This window comes from Psychroserpens sp. XS_ASV72 (assembly GCF_041224425.1).
Classification (GTDB): Bacteria; Bacteroidota; Bacteroidia; order Flavobacteriales; family Flavobacteriaceae; genus Psychroserpens.
This window is the reverse complement of sequence record NZ_JBGFGL010000070.1, coordinates 1-14,792: the sequence shown is the minus strand read 5'-3', so window position 1 is coordinate 14,792 and position 14,792 is coordinate 1. Positions and strand designations below refer to the sequence as shown.

Genomic DNA, 14,792 nt, shown 5'->3' with positions numbered 1-14,792 from the left:
GTGTAAGTTAACCTTCCTCATTAAAAAATACTTTGTAATAGTGCATTTTTTTAATCTCGTCATAGCCACGTTCCAAGTATTCTGCTGAAGCATCTGGAGCATCAACATCTAATTTAATCTGGATGTTAGTGTCTAATTTTATTTCGGTTTTGATTTTTTGCTTTTGCTTCTTTAAAACCACTTCAGATACATCAAACTGGTTTCGAATCACTATGTTATGATCAGCTTCGTAAGTTTTTTTGAAATCTTCAAAAAGTTCCAAAGCATCATCTTTTTCAAAAACCTCTTCCTTAAAAGTCTCAATATTAGCGATTTCATGCTCTTTGAAGAAGTCTACTGTTTTCGCCAAAAAATTACTTTGTTCTTGTCCGCCAAACTGAGGCTGCATCACTTCCTTTGAGAATTCACGGCACATTTCTATGTAGTTCTTGGTATGTTCGTTGGAATCATCGGGATATGTAACATTCAAAAAATGTTTGGTCCAGTATTGTGTATCATAATTGTTGTGATCAACACTCAAAATGATTTTTCCTTCAGCATCTGAAGCATTTAAAATTAAACAACCCTTATCTACTTTTTTGGTCGAAATTCCTTTTTGGGTGATCAAATCGTAACTGCCGTTTTCTAAAAAGGTTTGAAAGAAATGCGATTTATTTTCAATTTTGAAAATTCCAACAGCATCTGTGGAATAATCTTCATACTGGATATCATGAAACAGGCATACCAAGACATCACCTGTTTTGATTTGTGCCGAATTGGATTGTTCAAACAAATGGTTGACGATGTGTTTTGAAATCTCTATAAAATTGGAATCATCATTGAGCAATTCTGAAGCATAACTATTGATTTCGTTTAATTCGATATTGGAATGGTGATTAAACCTGTAAGTTTCAGAAAGATTCCCGAACGGACGCAATAAATAAGGCAAAATAAGATCATAACTCATTTCGTCAAACTCAAGTTCCTGTTCAGAAAACGCATTTCTTGTGCTATTGAATTTATTGCCAACTTTATGAAGAATGCACTTTGAAATGGATGCTTTTGTTCGTTTGATCATGATATCGATTTTGAGATGCAATACTACTCAAATAGACTGAAAATGTAAAGAAAAACACCAAAGAAAAACTTTGGTGTTTTAAGGTTTGGGGACTTGAGATTTGGTTGCCTTATTGCCGTATGAATTCGACGCGTCGGTTTTGTGATTTCCCTTCGTTGGATGAGTTGTCTGCTACAGGTTCAGCTTCACCTTTGCCATCTGTGGTAAGACGGTCTCCATTGATTTTGTAAACATCAACTAGGGCTTGTTTAACTGAGTTGGCACGTGCTTGAGACAATTTTAAATTACTGGAATCATCTCCATCTGAGTCGGTATGGCCAACAATTTTTAAAGCCATACTTTCATCTTGCATCAACACCTGGGAAATCTGTCTTATAATGCCATAAGACTGTTTCTTTATTTTTGCAGAACCAGAATCGAATAGTATTCCGTTAGTTGAAATCTTGCCATCTGCCATAAGCTTTCGTCTGAGATCGACTCCGCCTTCAGCCACTTTTAAATTCTTGATAAAAAGACGCTCTTCGCCATCTTTAAAATTATTGATATGGAACTTGATATGGTTCAGAACCTTATCTTCTTGAATAAACCTAGGAATGTCTAGATATTTCACTTCATTCACCCAAAGTCTATAGCGCTTTTTAGTAACTGAGATAGAAATATGAGGTTGGTTGAGAACTTCATCTCTTATGTCTGCTTTAACTTGGGAATTGATGTCACCAGCACCACCATTAAAAAAGTTATAGGCTCTAATATTAAATACACCGTATTGACCAAAAGGGAGAGAAACTTGCGCATAATGTTCCTGGCCTTCATCAAACTTGAGATTGTCACTTAAAATAACGTGTAATCTTGCTGTTGACGATGTGTTTTTGCCCACACCTTGTGTTAAAATATCAAATTCAATGCTGTAATCTTCAGGTAAATCCTTAACATCTGGAATGAAAAATATACCATAGCCAGGCTTCAGCTCAAACCAGTTTTCGCCATTGACTTTTACGACTTCACCAGAAGCATTTGTGTTCCATTTAGATGGAAAGTCACCAACAAAATCTCTTGAAAAATCGTCAAAAAACAACAATTTATCACCTGGAACAAAATCAAACTTGCTAAGAACTTCTAGGTTGTCAGAAACATTTGAAACTTGTTCTGGCGTCGTAGAGGTTTTATTGTCATCTTTTTTGTCTGTTGATTCATTATTGTTTGAGTTTCCTTCATTAGCATCTGATTCATCATCCTTTTTGTTTTGATGCTCTCTTTCGCCTAATAATAATTCCTTGGCCGTTTTTGTACTGTAAGCCAATGCTTTTTTTGCTTTGTTGATTTGAAGTGTTGCTTTCCCTTGCTTAAGAACTCCTACACCATCCAAATCGGAAACAATATTTGGTGCATTTTCACTTAAAGCAGTTAGCTCAACAAGTGCATCCTCTAGTACATCGATGTCATTGTCATCTAATGGTGTTCCAGCTGCAGCATAACCATCGTATTTATACACTTTATCATAAAGGTCAAAAGATTCCCGTACAAAATTATCGACACTAGAAACTCCAACCGAACTTTTTGGTCGTTTTAAACGTTTGGTCTGTGCTTCGAGATTAAAAGAGATAAATAAAATCAAGCACAAAGTGCTTATTGTAGAGCATAAGGAGATTTTATACGACATGTTATAATAGATTGATTAATAGCGGTTTTAAAGGTAGCTATTAAATAAAATAAATGCAAAGAAGATGTATGGATAGATGAAATAAATGTATGATTGGTAGGTGTTTTTTAATTCATTTCATAGATTATAATACTCTTGTCTTCTCCTTTGACAAGCACCTCCAAAGCACTGTCGTTGTCTATGTTTTCCATTTCAATTGCTGTAGTACCGTAGACAGGGAAATTTTTTATGGATTTTGCCTGACTGTCAAAAAGGTATACTTTTTTGGCTTGTCTATCAGTGGTGCTAACATAAATTTTGTCATTGATATAGAAGATTTTTGGAGTGGTATAATCGCCAAAATCCAAATCGATGGTCTTGCTTTTAATCGTCAGTTTATTTTCTGATAGTGTGACCAAGGTTTTGCTGGTTGTGGTTACAAAATGCTTTTCATTTAAGCTTAGATTTTTGTGGCTTACCTGGCCATTTTGATTGACTTCTAAAAGTTCTCCTGAACGGTTTGTGGTGGTGAAATGGTTTCTGTACAAATAAATTTCATTTTCAGAAAAATCGATTTGTTCTTTTACATCAATACGTCTTTTGCCAACACGACTCAAAACTTCCATTTTATTTCCATCGGCAAAAACAATGTAGTCCTTTCTTCCTATTCGGAAGTGTTTAGGTTGTGTGTTGATATTCTTGTTTGCTTTTTCGTATTTAAATCCATTAACAACCTGTCCTTTTTGATCATACATGAAGACATTTTTCCCCTGGGTAACCATTAATCGATAATCACGTTTGTTATCATAATCAAAAACAGATAATGGTTGGGTGATGTCATCATTAAATACTTTAGGAAATGGAGCCACATCTTTGCCATTCCTATCAATAACATATAATTTTTTGGATGTAGCGAAAGCCAATTGTAATCGTCCGTTTTTAAACATATCAATCTGCTCAATATTTCCAATGACTTTACTATCGAGTTGTTTCTTCCAAAAGATTTTTCCTTGATTTGAAATAAGGTATAGATTGTTATTTAGATCTTGAACAATGATGTCTTTTTGGTTGTTTGTGTGATTGTCTACCAGTTGTATGTTGGTCAGAATGGTTTCGTCCATAGTGATGTTAATGTCTTCTGACACAGAACTGTTTGTAGATTTAGTCTTGTAGGTTTTTAATGCTGCATTGACATGAGCGTAATCTGTATCGTAAACGAATTGAATGGCAGAAGATTGGTAGTTTTTAAGATTTAAGTTTTTATCGTCATTAAAATTGAGATTCATGATTGAGTTTAAGGCTGATGGATTGGCGTAAACAAACATTGAGGATTCATCGCTCAAATGCTCCATGATTTCTTGAAATTTTACACTTTCATACAATGTAGTGCTGTTTAGGTAGTTTGATATAATAGTTTCCAAAATATCGGTATTTTCAGAAAAAATGAAGAAATCATCAATTGACGTGTAATAATTGACATTGGCAGTCGCAAAAAACGGATTGAAGTAAGATTTGAACAATTCGACGTTATCCAAATTGTAAATATCAAACGAACGAAAACTTGAGTATGCGTTTTGAGGGAGATTGCTTCGAGTGGTTTCACCATCAATGGATTTTATAATGAAGGCATCTCTACCGTCTATTTCGACCAGTCCAGCTTCGGTAATAGTTTCAAAAACTAACTTTCCATCTTGAATTGAATCAGTGCCATTAAATTTTGAAAGCTGTTCACTAAAAACCTTGACATCATTAAAGGTTAAGCTCAAAAAATAATCAGCATCATTGGGAACGATGGTTGGAATCTTATTTTCTTGTGGAACGGTATTTTTGAATACATTGATTAGGCTTTTTGAAGAGTCTGTAGCCTTAGTAATTCCGTTGAAGAAAATATCGTTTTGTTTGATATCGATGTCAAGCATCAACATGTTTGAAAACGAAAGGTCTTCAGTGAAATCATACTTGTAAAATAGTGGATTAAATTGATTTTTTTTCAAATCCATTAATACGGAAGCTGATTTAGTGTCTTTTGAAATCTCCAAAAGGTTTTCCCATTGCGAAGGTTCAGTGCCTCTATCGAAAGCAGATTCAACTAATTTTAATCGATTTGATAGCACAAACACACTGTCGATGGTTGAGGTATAGTAAATGTTTTTATTAAAATCAAGCTTTGTGATTGATTTGGCTCCTTTGGTAAATGTTTCTGAAATTAAATTCGGAATCGAGTCTACATCAAATAATCCAATATGTTGCTTAGTTATAAAAGTCACCTCGAGACTGTCGTTTAAGTCTTTCGATATGGTTATAAGAAGATCTTCTTGGGGTTTGATCAGCTTAACAGGCGCAATGTTGGTTTTAAAATGATTGAGTTGGGAATAAGTTAATAGCTCTTTCAATAATTGGTTTTGGGATGTAGCGCTTTCTAAACTTTCAAGCGAATTGGCTTTTAGGATGATGGAGGCGTTTTCTGGAATGAAACTGTAAATGTTTGATGAAGATTGATGACGCCTCTCGCAGCTTGACAAAGTCAGTAATAACAAGGGAATTAGCCAAAAGTATCTCATTAAGTAAGTTTTTTTACAAATATAAAAACTTAGAACTCTAATTTTAGTTGTTCTGGCAATAATCTAAAAGATTTTCGATGGTATTTTGTAACGCCGTATTTTTTTATGGCTTCTCGGTGCTCTTTAGTAGGATACCCTTTGTTTTGTAGCCAATTATACATCGGGAATTCTTCATGGATTTTGGCCATGTAATGGTCTCTCGAGGTCTTTGCCAAAATTGAAGCAGCAGCAATTGAAAGATATTTGCTATCACCTTTAACGATGGTTTGGTGTGGTGTTTTCTTGTAAGGTTTAAACCGATTGCCGTCAACAATAATGAATTCTGGTTCAGGGTTTAATTTTGCAATGGATTCGTGCATAGCCAATATAGACGCATTGAGAATGTTGATCTTGTCTATGGTGTGCTCATGAATGTGACTTACTGAGAAAGATAGAGCTTCAGATTCGATGAGCGGTTTTAAATAAAGTCTTTTGTCTTCGGAAAGCTGTTTGGAATCTTTAATGATTTCATTCTCGAAATCTTTAGCAAATACTACTGCAGCTGCGGTTACAGGACCTGCAAGGCAGCCCCTTCCGGCTTCATCGGTTCCGCATTCCAAATCAAAATCAGAAAAGTTAAGTATTAGAGCCAAAAATGTTAAAGTTTGAACAAAGTTAAAATTTTAACGCAACCTTTTAGAAAGTATGTCATCTAAAGGGCAGTAAAAGCATCAATTGTGCAGTTATTTAATGAACAATTTTAGCGTCAAGATGTTAACATTTTTTTGGCAAAAATACTTGTTTATTTAATATATTATTAAGATGTTTGCGCTAGACTAACTCAAATAATTGTTTTATGAAATTAAAGTTAACATGGTTAATGACGCTTTTTATGGCGTTTGTGATGCAATTTTCTTTTGCACAAGAGAAAACAATCACAGGAACAGTTACAGGAGAAGGTGATGGATTACCGTTGCCTGGCGTGAATGTAATTGTAAAGGGAACTTCTAGAGGAGTTCAAACAGATTTTGATGGAAACTATTCCATTAAAGCTAGTGAAGGAGAAGTTTTGGTATTCTCTTTTGTTAGTATGAAAAAAGTTGAACGTAAAGTTGGCGCAAGCAGTACTATAGATGTTGCTATGGCTGAAGATGTTGCGGCTTTAGATGAAGTAGTAGTTGTTGCATATGGTACTGAAAAAGCATCAAACGTAACATCGGCTATTGAAACTGTAAAGTCTGAAGATATAGAGCAAGTGCCAAATGCTTCTCTTGATCAAGTTCTTCAAGGACAAGCTGCAGGTTTGAACATTCAAACAAGTTCAGGTCAACCTGGTGCCAGTGGTACAGTAATCTTAAGGGGTAGAAACTCTATTAACGGTAACGTTGAGCCATTATTTATTATTGATGGTGTGCCTGTTAATGAAGACAACTTTAGAAGTTTAAACTCAAATGACATTGAGAACGTATCTGTATTAAAAGATGCTTCTGCTTCTGCTCTTTATGGAAACAGAGGTGCAGGTGGTGTAATCATTGTGACAACCAAAACTGGTAAAAGAGGTGATGGTGTTAAAGTTGCTTATCGTGCACAGTACGGTAAATCTACTTACAATGATCCAGGCTTTGAAGTAATGAACTCTTTACAGATGTTAAACTTCCAAAAGCGAAATGGAATTGGTTTAGGAGGTTCTATTTCAGATGCTGAGATTGCTGCGACAGCTGCTCAAGCAAATACTGACTGGAGAGAGATTTTCTTCAGAAAAGGAACAACAAACTCACACGAAATAAATGTGACTACTGGTAGTGAAAGTACTACATCATTTAACTCTATTGGTTATTTCGAGCAAGAAGGTATTACTCAGAGATCTGCTATCCAAAGATTCACATTCAGATCGAATGTTAACACTAGTTTAAATGATAGATTAGATGTTACTTCTAACGTAACAATCAACTACAGTAAAAACGACTTTGCTGAAAACGAAGGAACAGGTCAGTTGGATAATCCATTCTTGGCACCTTATTTAGCAATGCCTTTTATTTCGCCATACAATCCTGATGGTTCATTAAACATCACAGGTACGGCTTATTCTACTCAGAATTTCACTAACATCAATGGTTTCTTAAATACACCGTTCATCACATTGAACACAAATGCATTGAACGAGATCAGTAATGATGAGATGAAAATCGTTGGTAGAGTTGGTGCTAACCTTGAAGCTGTTAAGAATGTAACGGTTGGAGGTTCTATTGGTATTGATTACGAACATTTAGAGTTCAAGAGTATCACTACTCCTGAAAGTATTAGAGGTGATATTACTCCTGATCCTAACTCTGAGCAAAAAGGTAGCCATTTCCAAGGATTCCAAAGAAATGCTCAAATCATTGCCAATGCAAATGTTAACTATAACAATACGTTTAATGACAAGCATTATTTTGACTTGACATTAGGTACTGAATACAATAAGACACACTTTATTTCTTCTAGCTTCCAAGGATTTGGTTTAAATCCAAAGTTAGTAGGTTCAGGTAGTGCTATCACTGATGGTTCTGTTGCTGAAGGTGCAGATGAAACACAATACTATATTCCAATTTTATCTGCTACAAGTTTTAACGACGGATTATTCTCTTACTACGCTGTTGGTAAATATGATTTTGATGATCGTTACGGTTTACAAGCGTCTATCAGACGTGATGCTGCTGCAAGATTCTCAGATACTAACAAATGGGGTACTTTCTGGTCTGTTTCTGGAAAGTGGAACATCCACAATGAGTCTTGGTTCAACAGAAACGGTTTCGCTAACGAGTTGAAGTTAAGAGCTAGTTATGGTGTAGCTGGTAACCAAAGAGTAGGTGGTGCATTCAACGCATTTAGTTTATATACTTCAGGTGTTTCGTACAACGGAGGTCTTGGATTTGCTTTAGGGCAAATCGATAACCCAGACTTGAAATGGGAGGAAACTGCACAGTTCAACGTTGGTTTAGACTTCTCGTTACTAGATTATAAATTGACAGGTTCTGTTGATGTTTACAAAAAAGAGACTACAGACTTATTTATCGCTAAACCACTCTCATTATTGTCATCTGCCACTAGTATCAATGCTAACTTAGGTGCTCTTGAAAACAGAGGTGTTGAACTTAGTATGAACTATCAAATTTTAGATGGTGACTTCAAATGGAGTGTAAATGGTAACATTGCTTACAACCAGAATGAGATTACTAATCTTGGAGACGATTATGATCCTGAAAACCCTATCTTAAATGGTGGTGGTACTGCACTTGCTGAAGGGCATGCTATTGGTACTTTCTACAGAGTTAGATGGGCTGGTGTTAATCCTGCAGACGGAACACCACTTTGGTTAGATAAAGATGGTAACTTAACAGGTACTTTCTCAACAGCTAACAGAGTATTGTTAGACAAAACTCAAGATCCAAAGTATGTTGGTGGTTTTGGTACTAACTTGTCTTACAAAGGATTTGCTTTGAATGCTTTGTTTACTTATGCTGCTGACCAATGGCGTCTTAACGGTAGTTATGCTATCGTAGAGGATACGTCTTTAGCTGGATTTGCTAACATGTCTACTGCTATGTTGCGTATGTGGCAACAACCAGGAGATGTTACTGATATTCCTGCATTCAACTCAGTTACTAGAGCTCAAGCTGGTACAAGATATTTAGAAGATGCTTCTTTCTTAAGATTGAGAAACATCTCATTATCTTACAGCTTAAACAAGGAATTCCTTGAAAAGACTAAATTGTTTACTAATGTAAGAGTTTATGTTCAAGGTCAGAACCTTTTAACTTGGACTAAGTGGAGAGGTTTCGATCCAGAATCTAACATTTCAAGTACGTTCTTCGAGTATCCGACTCCTAAGACAGTTACTCTTGGATTTGACATAGAATTTTAAAAAAAAAAATAAAGATGAAAAAAGTAATAATTATAGCAATACTGTCTATGTTCTTCGCTACTTCATGTAACGATGCACTAGATATCTTACCGGAAGATTCGATTCCGGCAGAAAATGCCTTTACCAATGTTGCGGATTTACAAAATGGATTAAATGCGATCTATTTCCAGTACAATCCTCAAAACATGATCGATTATAGTTCAAACTATACAGATGATACTAAAATCGGTGCTGATAACGGTGGGCAAAAAGTTGGTTTTCACCAATGGGTACTTCAAGCAAACTCTGCTGAGTCTCAAAACATGTGGTTAAATTGTTATGCTACTATCAACTCTATCAACAGGGTATTGGAAGCGGCTTCAACAATTGCTCCTGCAAATGCTGCTGAGGCAGAGCAATACGATAAAATTTTAGGTGATTGTTATGCATTAAGAGCATATCTTCATTTAGAAGTATTGGCTCATTACGGAGTTGGATATGGAGATAGTGACGCAGGTGTGCCGATTTCAAACTTTGTGGTTGTTTTCGAACAACTTCCTCGTAGTACTGCAGGTGAGGTTTTTGAATTTATTAATAATGACCTTGACACTGCAATGGGATTAATTGATGCTTCATACACTGATAATGGATATGTCACTCGTGATTTCATTACAGCTGTACGAGCTAGAGCAGCATTATATTCTGGAGCTTCTTCAACTGCTTTAACTGCTACTCAAGCATTAATGGATAAATATCCTTTAGCTGACCAAGGTCAATACATTAATATGTTCGCTAACGATACAGATAACACTGAAGTTATCTTTAAGCTTTACAGAACTAATGGAAATAATGACCCAAGAGTTGGTGGTGTTTGGTACTTTACTGGAACAGGTGGAGCATTCATGGAAATGTCTAATGGTTTTTACGATGCTGTAACTGCTGACCCATCAGATATTAGAGCTTTTGTTAATATCGATCCTCTTACTGATGATGCAAACAATCTTCACTTCATTGGAAAATATCCTGGAAAAGAAGGTTTTGATTACTTAAACGATGTGAAAGTATTCAGAGTTTCTGAAATGTATTTAATACGTGCTGAAATCTTAGCTAAATCTGGAGATTACAATGGAGCTGCTAGCTTGTTGAAAGATATTAGAGATGCAAGAACAGGTGGCGATACAGCATTGTCTGGATTCAATAACCTTCCAGATGCAATGGATGAAATTTTAGCTGAAAGACGTTTAGAATTAGCTTATGAAGGTTTCAGATTTGTTGATGTTAAGAGAACAAGATCTATTACAAATGATGGTTTTGATAGAAATCCAGCTGATTGTGGTGGAGCTGTACCATGTCAGTTAGCTTCTACTGACTATAGATTTACATTCCCTATACCTGTAGCAGAGTTAAACGGTAATCCGAACATAACTCAGGCTCCTGGTTACTAATTAAAAAAAAAATTAAATTATGAAAAATTTTATAAAAGTTTTAGTTATTGGTTTGTTGATGTCATCTTGTGGTGAATTCGAACCAGTAATTTACGACCCAAGCTCAGACCAAACAGGTATTGGTTTCACAACAGCTGTGACTGATATCGTAGTGCCTCAAGAAGGAACAAGCGTAACGGTTACTGTTCAAGCAACTAATACGTCTAGCAATGCACGTTCTTTTGATGTTGCAGTTGATCAAGATTCATCTACAGGAGCTAGTGCCGATTATACAATTGGTTCTATCACGATTCCTGCTGGTTCATTTGAAGGAACTCTTGAAGTGAGCTTCGGTAATTTTGATAACTTACCAGATTTAGTTACTAATGTGTTAGTGTTAAATCTTGATTTGCCATCTGGTGTAGCGGTTGTTGGATCTGATTCAACTACATTCCGTTATGTGAAAGAGGTTGTATGTAACGATATGACGCTTACTTTGGTTGAGGATAACTGGGCAGAAGAAAGAGATTGGAATATAACCGATAGCTCTGGAGCTATTGTGGTTCAGTGTTCTGATTTTGGCGATTGTCCTACTGGAATCACAGTAGATCCTGCAACTTACACTTGGAACTTTACATTACCTGATGGTTGTTATACCTTTACTATCACTGATTCATATGGTGATGGTCAGTCAGACGGTACAATCGTTGGTAATTACCAGTTAAGTTGTTCAATCATTGTGCATGCTGCCAATGAAGGTAATTGGGGATCAGAAGATGTAACAGATTTCTGTCTTAACCAATAATTAATAACTATAATAATTTATTTAATTCGATGAGTATGAAAAATATAATTAAAATAATACCAATATTATTGTTAGTCTTTGTTGTTGGTTGTGATCAAAGTGATAGTCGTTTTAGAGATGATCCAACTTCAGGATGGGTAGAGTTCTTTACTGCTGCTACAACTACTGGACAGACAGCTTCAAGTGTAACAATCCCAGTTGAGATTAATGTACCTGTTTATGAAAACGGATTGAACATTACTTATACTATAACAGCTGTTGAAGGAGACTTTACTCAATTTGTATCGTCTTCAGGAGGAACACTTTTTGTTGACCCAACTGTTATCAACAGATCAGCATCTATCACTATTCCATTAATGAATATGGATTTAGGTAGAAACTTTGTAACGTCATTCGACGTTACTATCACAGATGTAAATGTGAATACTGTTGGTATAGGTGTTGATGATTCTAGTGTTACAGCACATAGAGTTACAATTCCATGTTCTAACCCAGATGTATTACCTGCTGATTATTTTGTAGGTGACTATATGATTGCTGACGTAGCTGCTACTATTGGACCTGGAAACGGGACTTCAAATATGGCTCCTGGAACAGTAACTTTAACTGTAGACCCTAACAATCCAAATGTGAGATTATTCTCTTCTCCAATGGTTCCTGCCTTTACAGGTGGAACTCCATTTTCAGCATCATTAAGCTTTTCTGAAGATGATTATGTTACTTTAGGTGGATACATTGGATTAGGAATTTCTTGTAATGGTGCAGACGAATATGGATTTACTGGTGCAGCTGCTGCAGATAGTGGACCATGGGATGTTTGTAATGATCAAACAATTACTATTCAATATACTGAGGATCCAAACGGATCTTGTGGAGGACCTTTCCCTTCATCATTTAGTTTGACAAGATTATAGTAGTATATTTAAATGTTATAAAAAAAGCCTGTGTAAGTACACAGGCTTTTTTATATCTAAATACTTCGTAATATTGCAATTTACTTAACGTTTTAAATGGTTACTTTTGTGTAATTTTAATTTGAATGAAGACTAAGGCTTTTACCATTTTTATTTTTTTCATTGTATTTGCTCAACATCACTACTCACAAGTTTTGATGAAACCGAAATTAAAGCAGACTCAAATTGAAAATGACACTTTGAATACTTCTTCAAGAAGAAGTAGTGCTAATATTATCAAAAATGAGGATGCTAAAATTGAACAGTATCTAATAATATCTTCAAGTCGTGATACAACGTATGTTGACACAACCTTATCAATAAAGAAGGAGTATAAGTTTAATTATCTTCGTAGAGATAACTTTGGCTTAATCCCTTTTTCCAATATTGGGCAAACTTATAATGCACTCATTAAACCTTTAGATAAACAATCAACTCTTCCAATTTTTGGTTCAAGGGCACGTCACTTCAATTATATGGAAATTGATGATATTGATTATTACCATGTACCCACACCCTTAACAGAACTGTTTTATAAAACAGCGTTTCAACAAGGTCAAGTATTGGATGCTTTTTTTACGGTTAATACATCGCCACAGTTTAATTTTTCAATAGCTTATAAAGGATTACGATCTTTAGGAAATTATCAGCATATTTTAACAAGTACAGGTAATTTTAGGGTCACTGCAAACTACCATACTAAAAATAGACGATATAACATTAGAGCTCATGTGGTCACTCAAGACTTATTGAATGAAGAAAATGGAGGAATTACTGATGAAGATGTTATAAATTTTCAATCAGGAGATGAAGACTTTATTGATAGAGCTGTGTTTGATCCTCAATTTCAGAATGCTGAAAGCATCCTCAAAGGAAAAAGGGTTTATTTAGATCATGAATATCTAATTTCAAAACCTGAAGATTCAATTCAAAACAAACTAGCTATTGGTCATATTTTATCATTTGAAGATAAATACTATCAATTTGATCAGACTCAAGCAGATGATTTTTTTGGAGAAGCCTTTGTAAGAAAAATTGTTGATAGAACAACTCTTGAAAATTTTTACAATAGGATGTACGTAATGTATAATTCTAATACTATTGGAAATTTTCAGATGAATTTAGATTATTCAAATTACAATTACGGTTACGATAATGTTACTGTTTTAGAATCTCAAATCATACCAAATAGAATTAAGGATAACACAATTGCCATAGGAGCTAATTATAAAAACACCTTTGGAGAGTTTTTGTTGTCTGGAGAAGTTCTAGCAAACATAAGTGGACTTTTTGAAGGCAGTTCTGTTAAGGCAGGATTAGGATATTCATTTAATGACGATATCGATGCGAAAGCTACAATCACTTTAAATTCGTCTGCTCCAAATTATAATTATTTACTTTATACAAGCGATTACATTAATTATAATTGGTACAATTTAGAGTCCTTTGATAATGTAAATACCAATAACTTTAAATTTGAACTTAACTCCTCAAAGTTGGCTAACGTAACATTTGATTATTATAATATTGAAAATTACACCTATTTTAAGAGACTAGTAGAAACAGAAAGTGTTAAACCTTTTCAAAGTTCAAATCCAATAAATTATTATAAGCTTAATATTAATAAGGAAATCACTTTTGGGAAATTTGCTTTAGATAATACCTTAATGTACCAAGATGTTATCGAGGGTGAAGGAGATATTAATATTCCTCAATTCATTACTAGAAACACTTTTTACTATTCTAACAGTTTTTTTAAAGATGCATTATTTCTTCAAACAGGAATTATTTTTAATTATTTTACTGAATATTATATGGATGGATATGATCCTCTCTTAGCTGAATTTTATGTTCAGGATAAAACTATGGTCGGAGATTTCCCTAGATTGGATTTTTTCTTGAATGCAAAAATAAGACAGACAAGAATTTTCTTCAAAGCAGAACATTTTAACTCAGCTTTTACGGGTTATAATTATTTCTCTGCTCCAAATTACCCTTATAGAGATTTTACAATCCGTTTTGGATTAGTATGGAACTTCTTTTTATAATCCAAGTTTTAATTCTAATCACCTGTTATATAGAGTTGTGAACTTAAGGATTATTTTTTTTGGAAAAAAAAGTTTTGAAAAGTTTGGATAAGATGTTTTAATGGTTCTATATTTGCACCCTCGAAAAAAGCGGAAGCGTTTTTTTTGGTTGCTTGAAAAAAAGCGAAAAAAAAGTGTTTGAAGTTTTGCGGGAAAGAAAAAAGGGTTTTATATTTGCACCCGCTTAAGTACGGAGGTACTATTACAGAGCGAATAACAAAGTTCATTAACATATTGAATTGACAGCGTAGAGGAGAGTCCTATAGGGGCTTTTCCGAGAAACAAGAATAGACCATTTTGAGTACCGAACCGAACGATTCGATCGTGTCGTTTAACGACATTTAAGATTTAACGATGAAGAGTTTGATCCTGGCTCAGGATGAACGCTAGCGGCAGGCCTAACA

At 34.8% G+C, this 14,792-nt stretch carries 9 protein-coding genes; 5 read left to right on the top strand and 4 right to left on the bottom strand.

The window, feature by feature from the left end:
- Positions 1–7: 7 nt before the first annotated feature.
- The 4 genes from AB9K26_RS03220 to AB9K26_RS03205 form a co-directional block, all read right to left on the bottom strand.
- Positions 8–1,057: a nucleoid-associated protein gene (locus tag AB9K26_RS03220; RefSeq protein WP_369971098.1), complete on the bottom strand. Its 1,050-nt coding sequence runs from the start codon at positions 1,055–1,057 to the stop codon at positions 8–10.
- A 109-nt stretch (positions 1,058–1,166) separates the two neighbouring features.
- Positions 1,167–2,717 carry an OmpA family protein gene (locus AB9K26_RS03215; RefSeq protein ID WP_369971097.1) on the bottom strand — a complete coding sequence of 517 codons (1,551 nt, stop codon included), beginning with the start codon at positions 2,715–2,717 and terminating at the stop codon, positions 1,167–1,169.
- Positions 2,718–2,824: 107 nt separating this feature from the next.
- A complete protein-coding gene (locus tag AB9K26_RS03210; RefSeq protein ID WP_369971096.1) occupies positions 2,825–5,257 on the bottom strand; it encodes a ribonuclease HII in 2,433 nt (810 codons plus the stop codon).
- A 29-nt stretch (positions 5,258–5,286) separates the two neighbouring features.
- Positions 5,287–5,889: a ribonuclease HII gene (locus AB9K26_RS03205; protein ID WP_369971095.1), complete on the bottom strand. Its 603-nt coding sequence runs from the start codon at positions 5,887–5,889 to the stop codon at positions 5,287–5,289.
- A gap of 203 nt (positions 5,890–6,092) precedes the next feature.
- Between AB9K26_RS03205 and AB9K26_RS03200 the strand changes: the two genes are divergently transcribed.
- The 5 genes from AB9K26_RS03200 to AB9K26_RS03180 all read left to right on the top strand — a co-directional run bounded on the left by AB9K26_RS03200 (position 6,093) and on the right by AB9K26_RS03180 (position 14,349).
- Entirely contained in the window at positions 6,093–9,140 is a 3,048-nt protein-coding gene (locus AB9K26_RS03200; protein ID WP_369971094.1) for a SusC/RagA family TonB-linked outer membrane protein, read from the top strand.
- A gap of 14 nt (positions 9,141–9,154) precedes the next feature.
- The gene (locus AB9K26_RS03195; protein ID WP_369971093.1) at positions 9,155–10,564 is read left to right on the top strand and encodes a RagB/SusD family nutrient uptake outer membrane protein; all 1,410 of its coding nucleotides are present in this window, start codon (positions 9,155–9,157) and stop codon (positions 10,562–10,564) included.
- Between the two features lie 19 nt (positions 10,565–10,583).
- Positions 10,584–11,348, top strand: coding sequence for a hypothetical protein (locus AB9K26_RS03190; protein WP_369971092.1), 765 nt, complete (start codon positions 10,584–10,586; stop codon positions 11,346–11,348).
- A 35-nt stretch (positions 11,349–11,383) separates the two neighbouring features.
- Positions 11,384–12,262, top strand: a complete 879-nt coding sequence (locus tag AB9K26_RS03185; RefSeq protein WP_369971091.1) for a hypothetical protein — start codon at positions 11,384–11,386, stop codon at positions 12,260–12,262.
- Positions 12,263–12,387: 125 nt separating this feature from the next.
- Positions 12,388–14,349, top strand: a complete 1,962-nt coding sequence (locus AB9K26_RS03180) for a putative porin (protein ID WP_369971090.1) — start codon at positions 12,388–12,390, stop codon at positions 14,347–14,349.
- Positions 14,350–14,792: the final 443 nt, after the last annotated feature.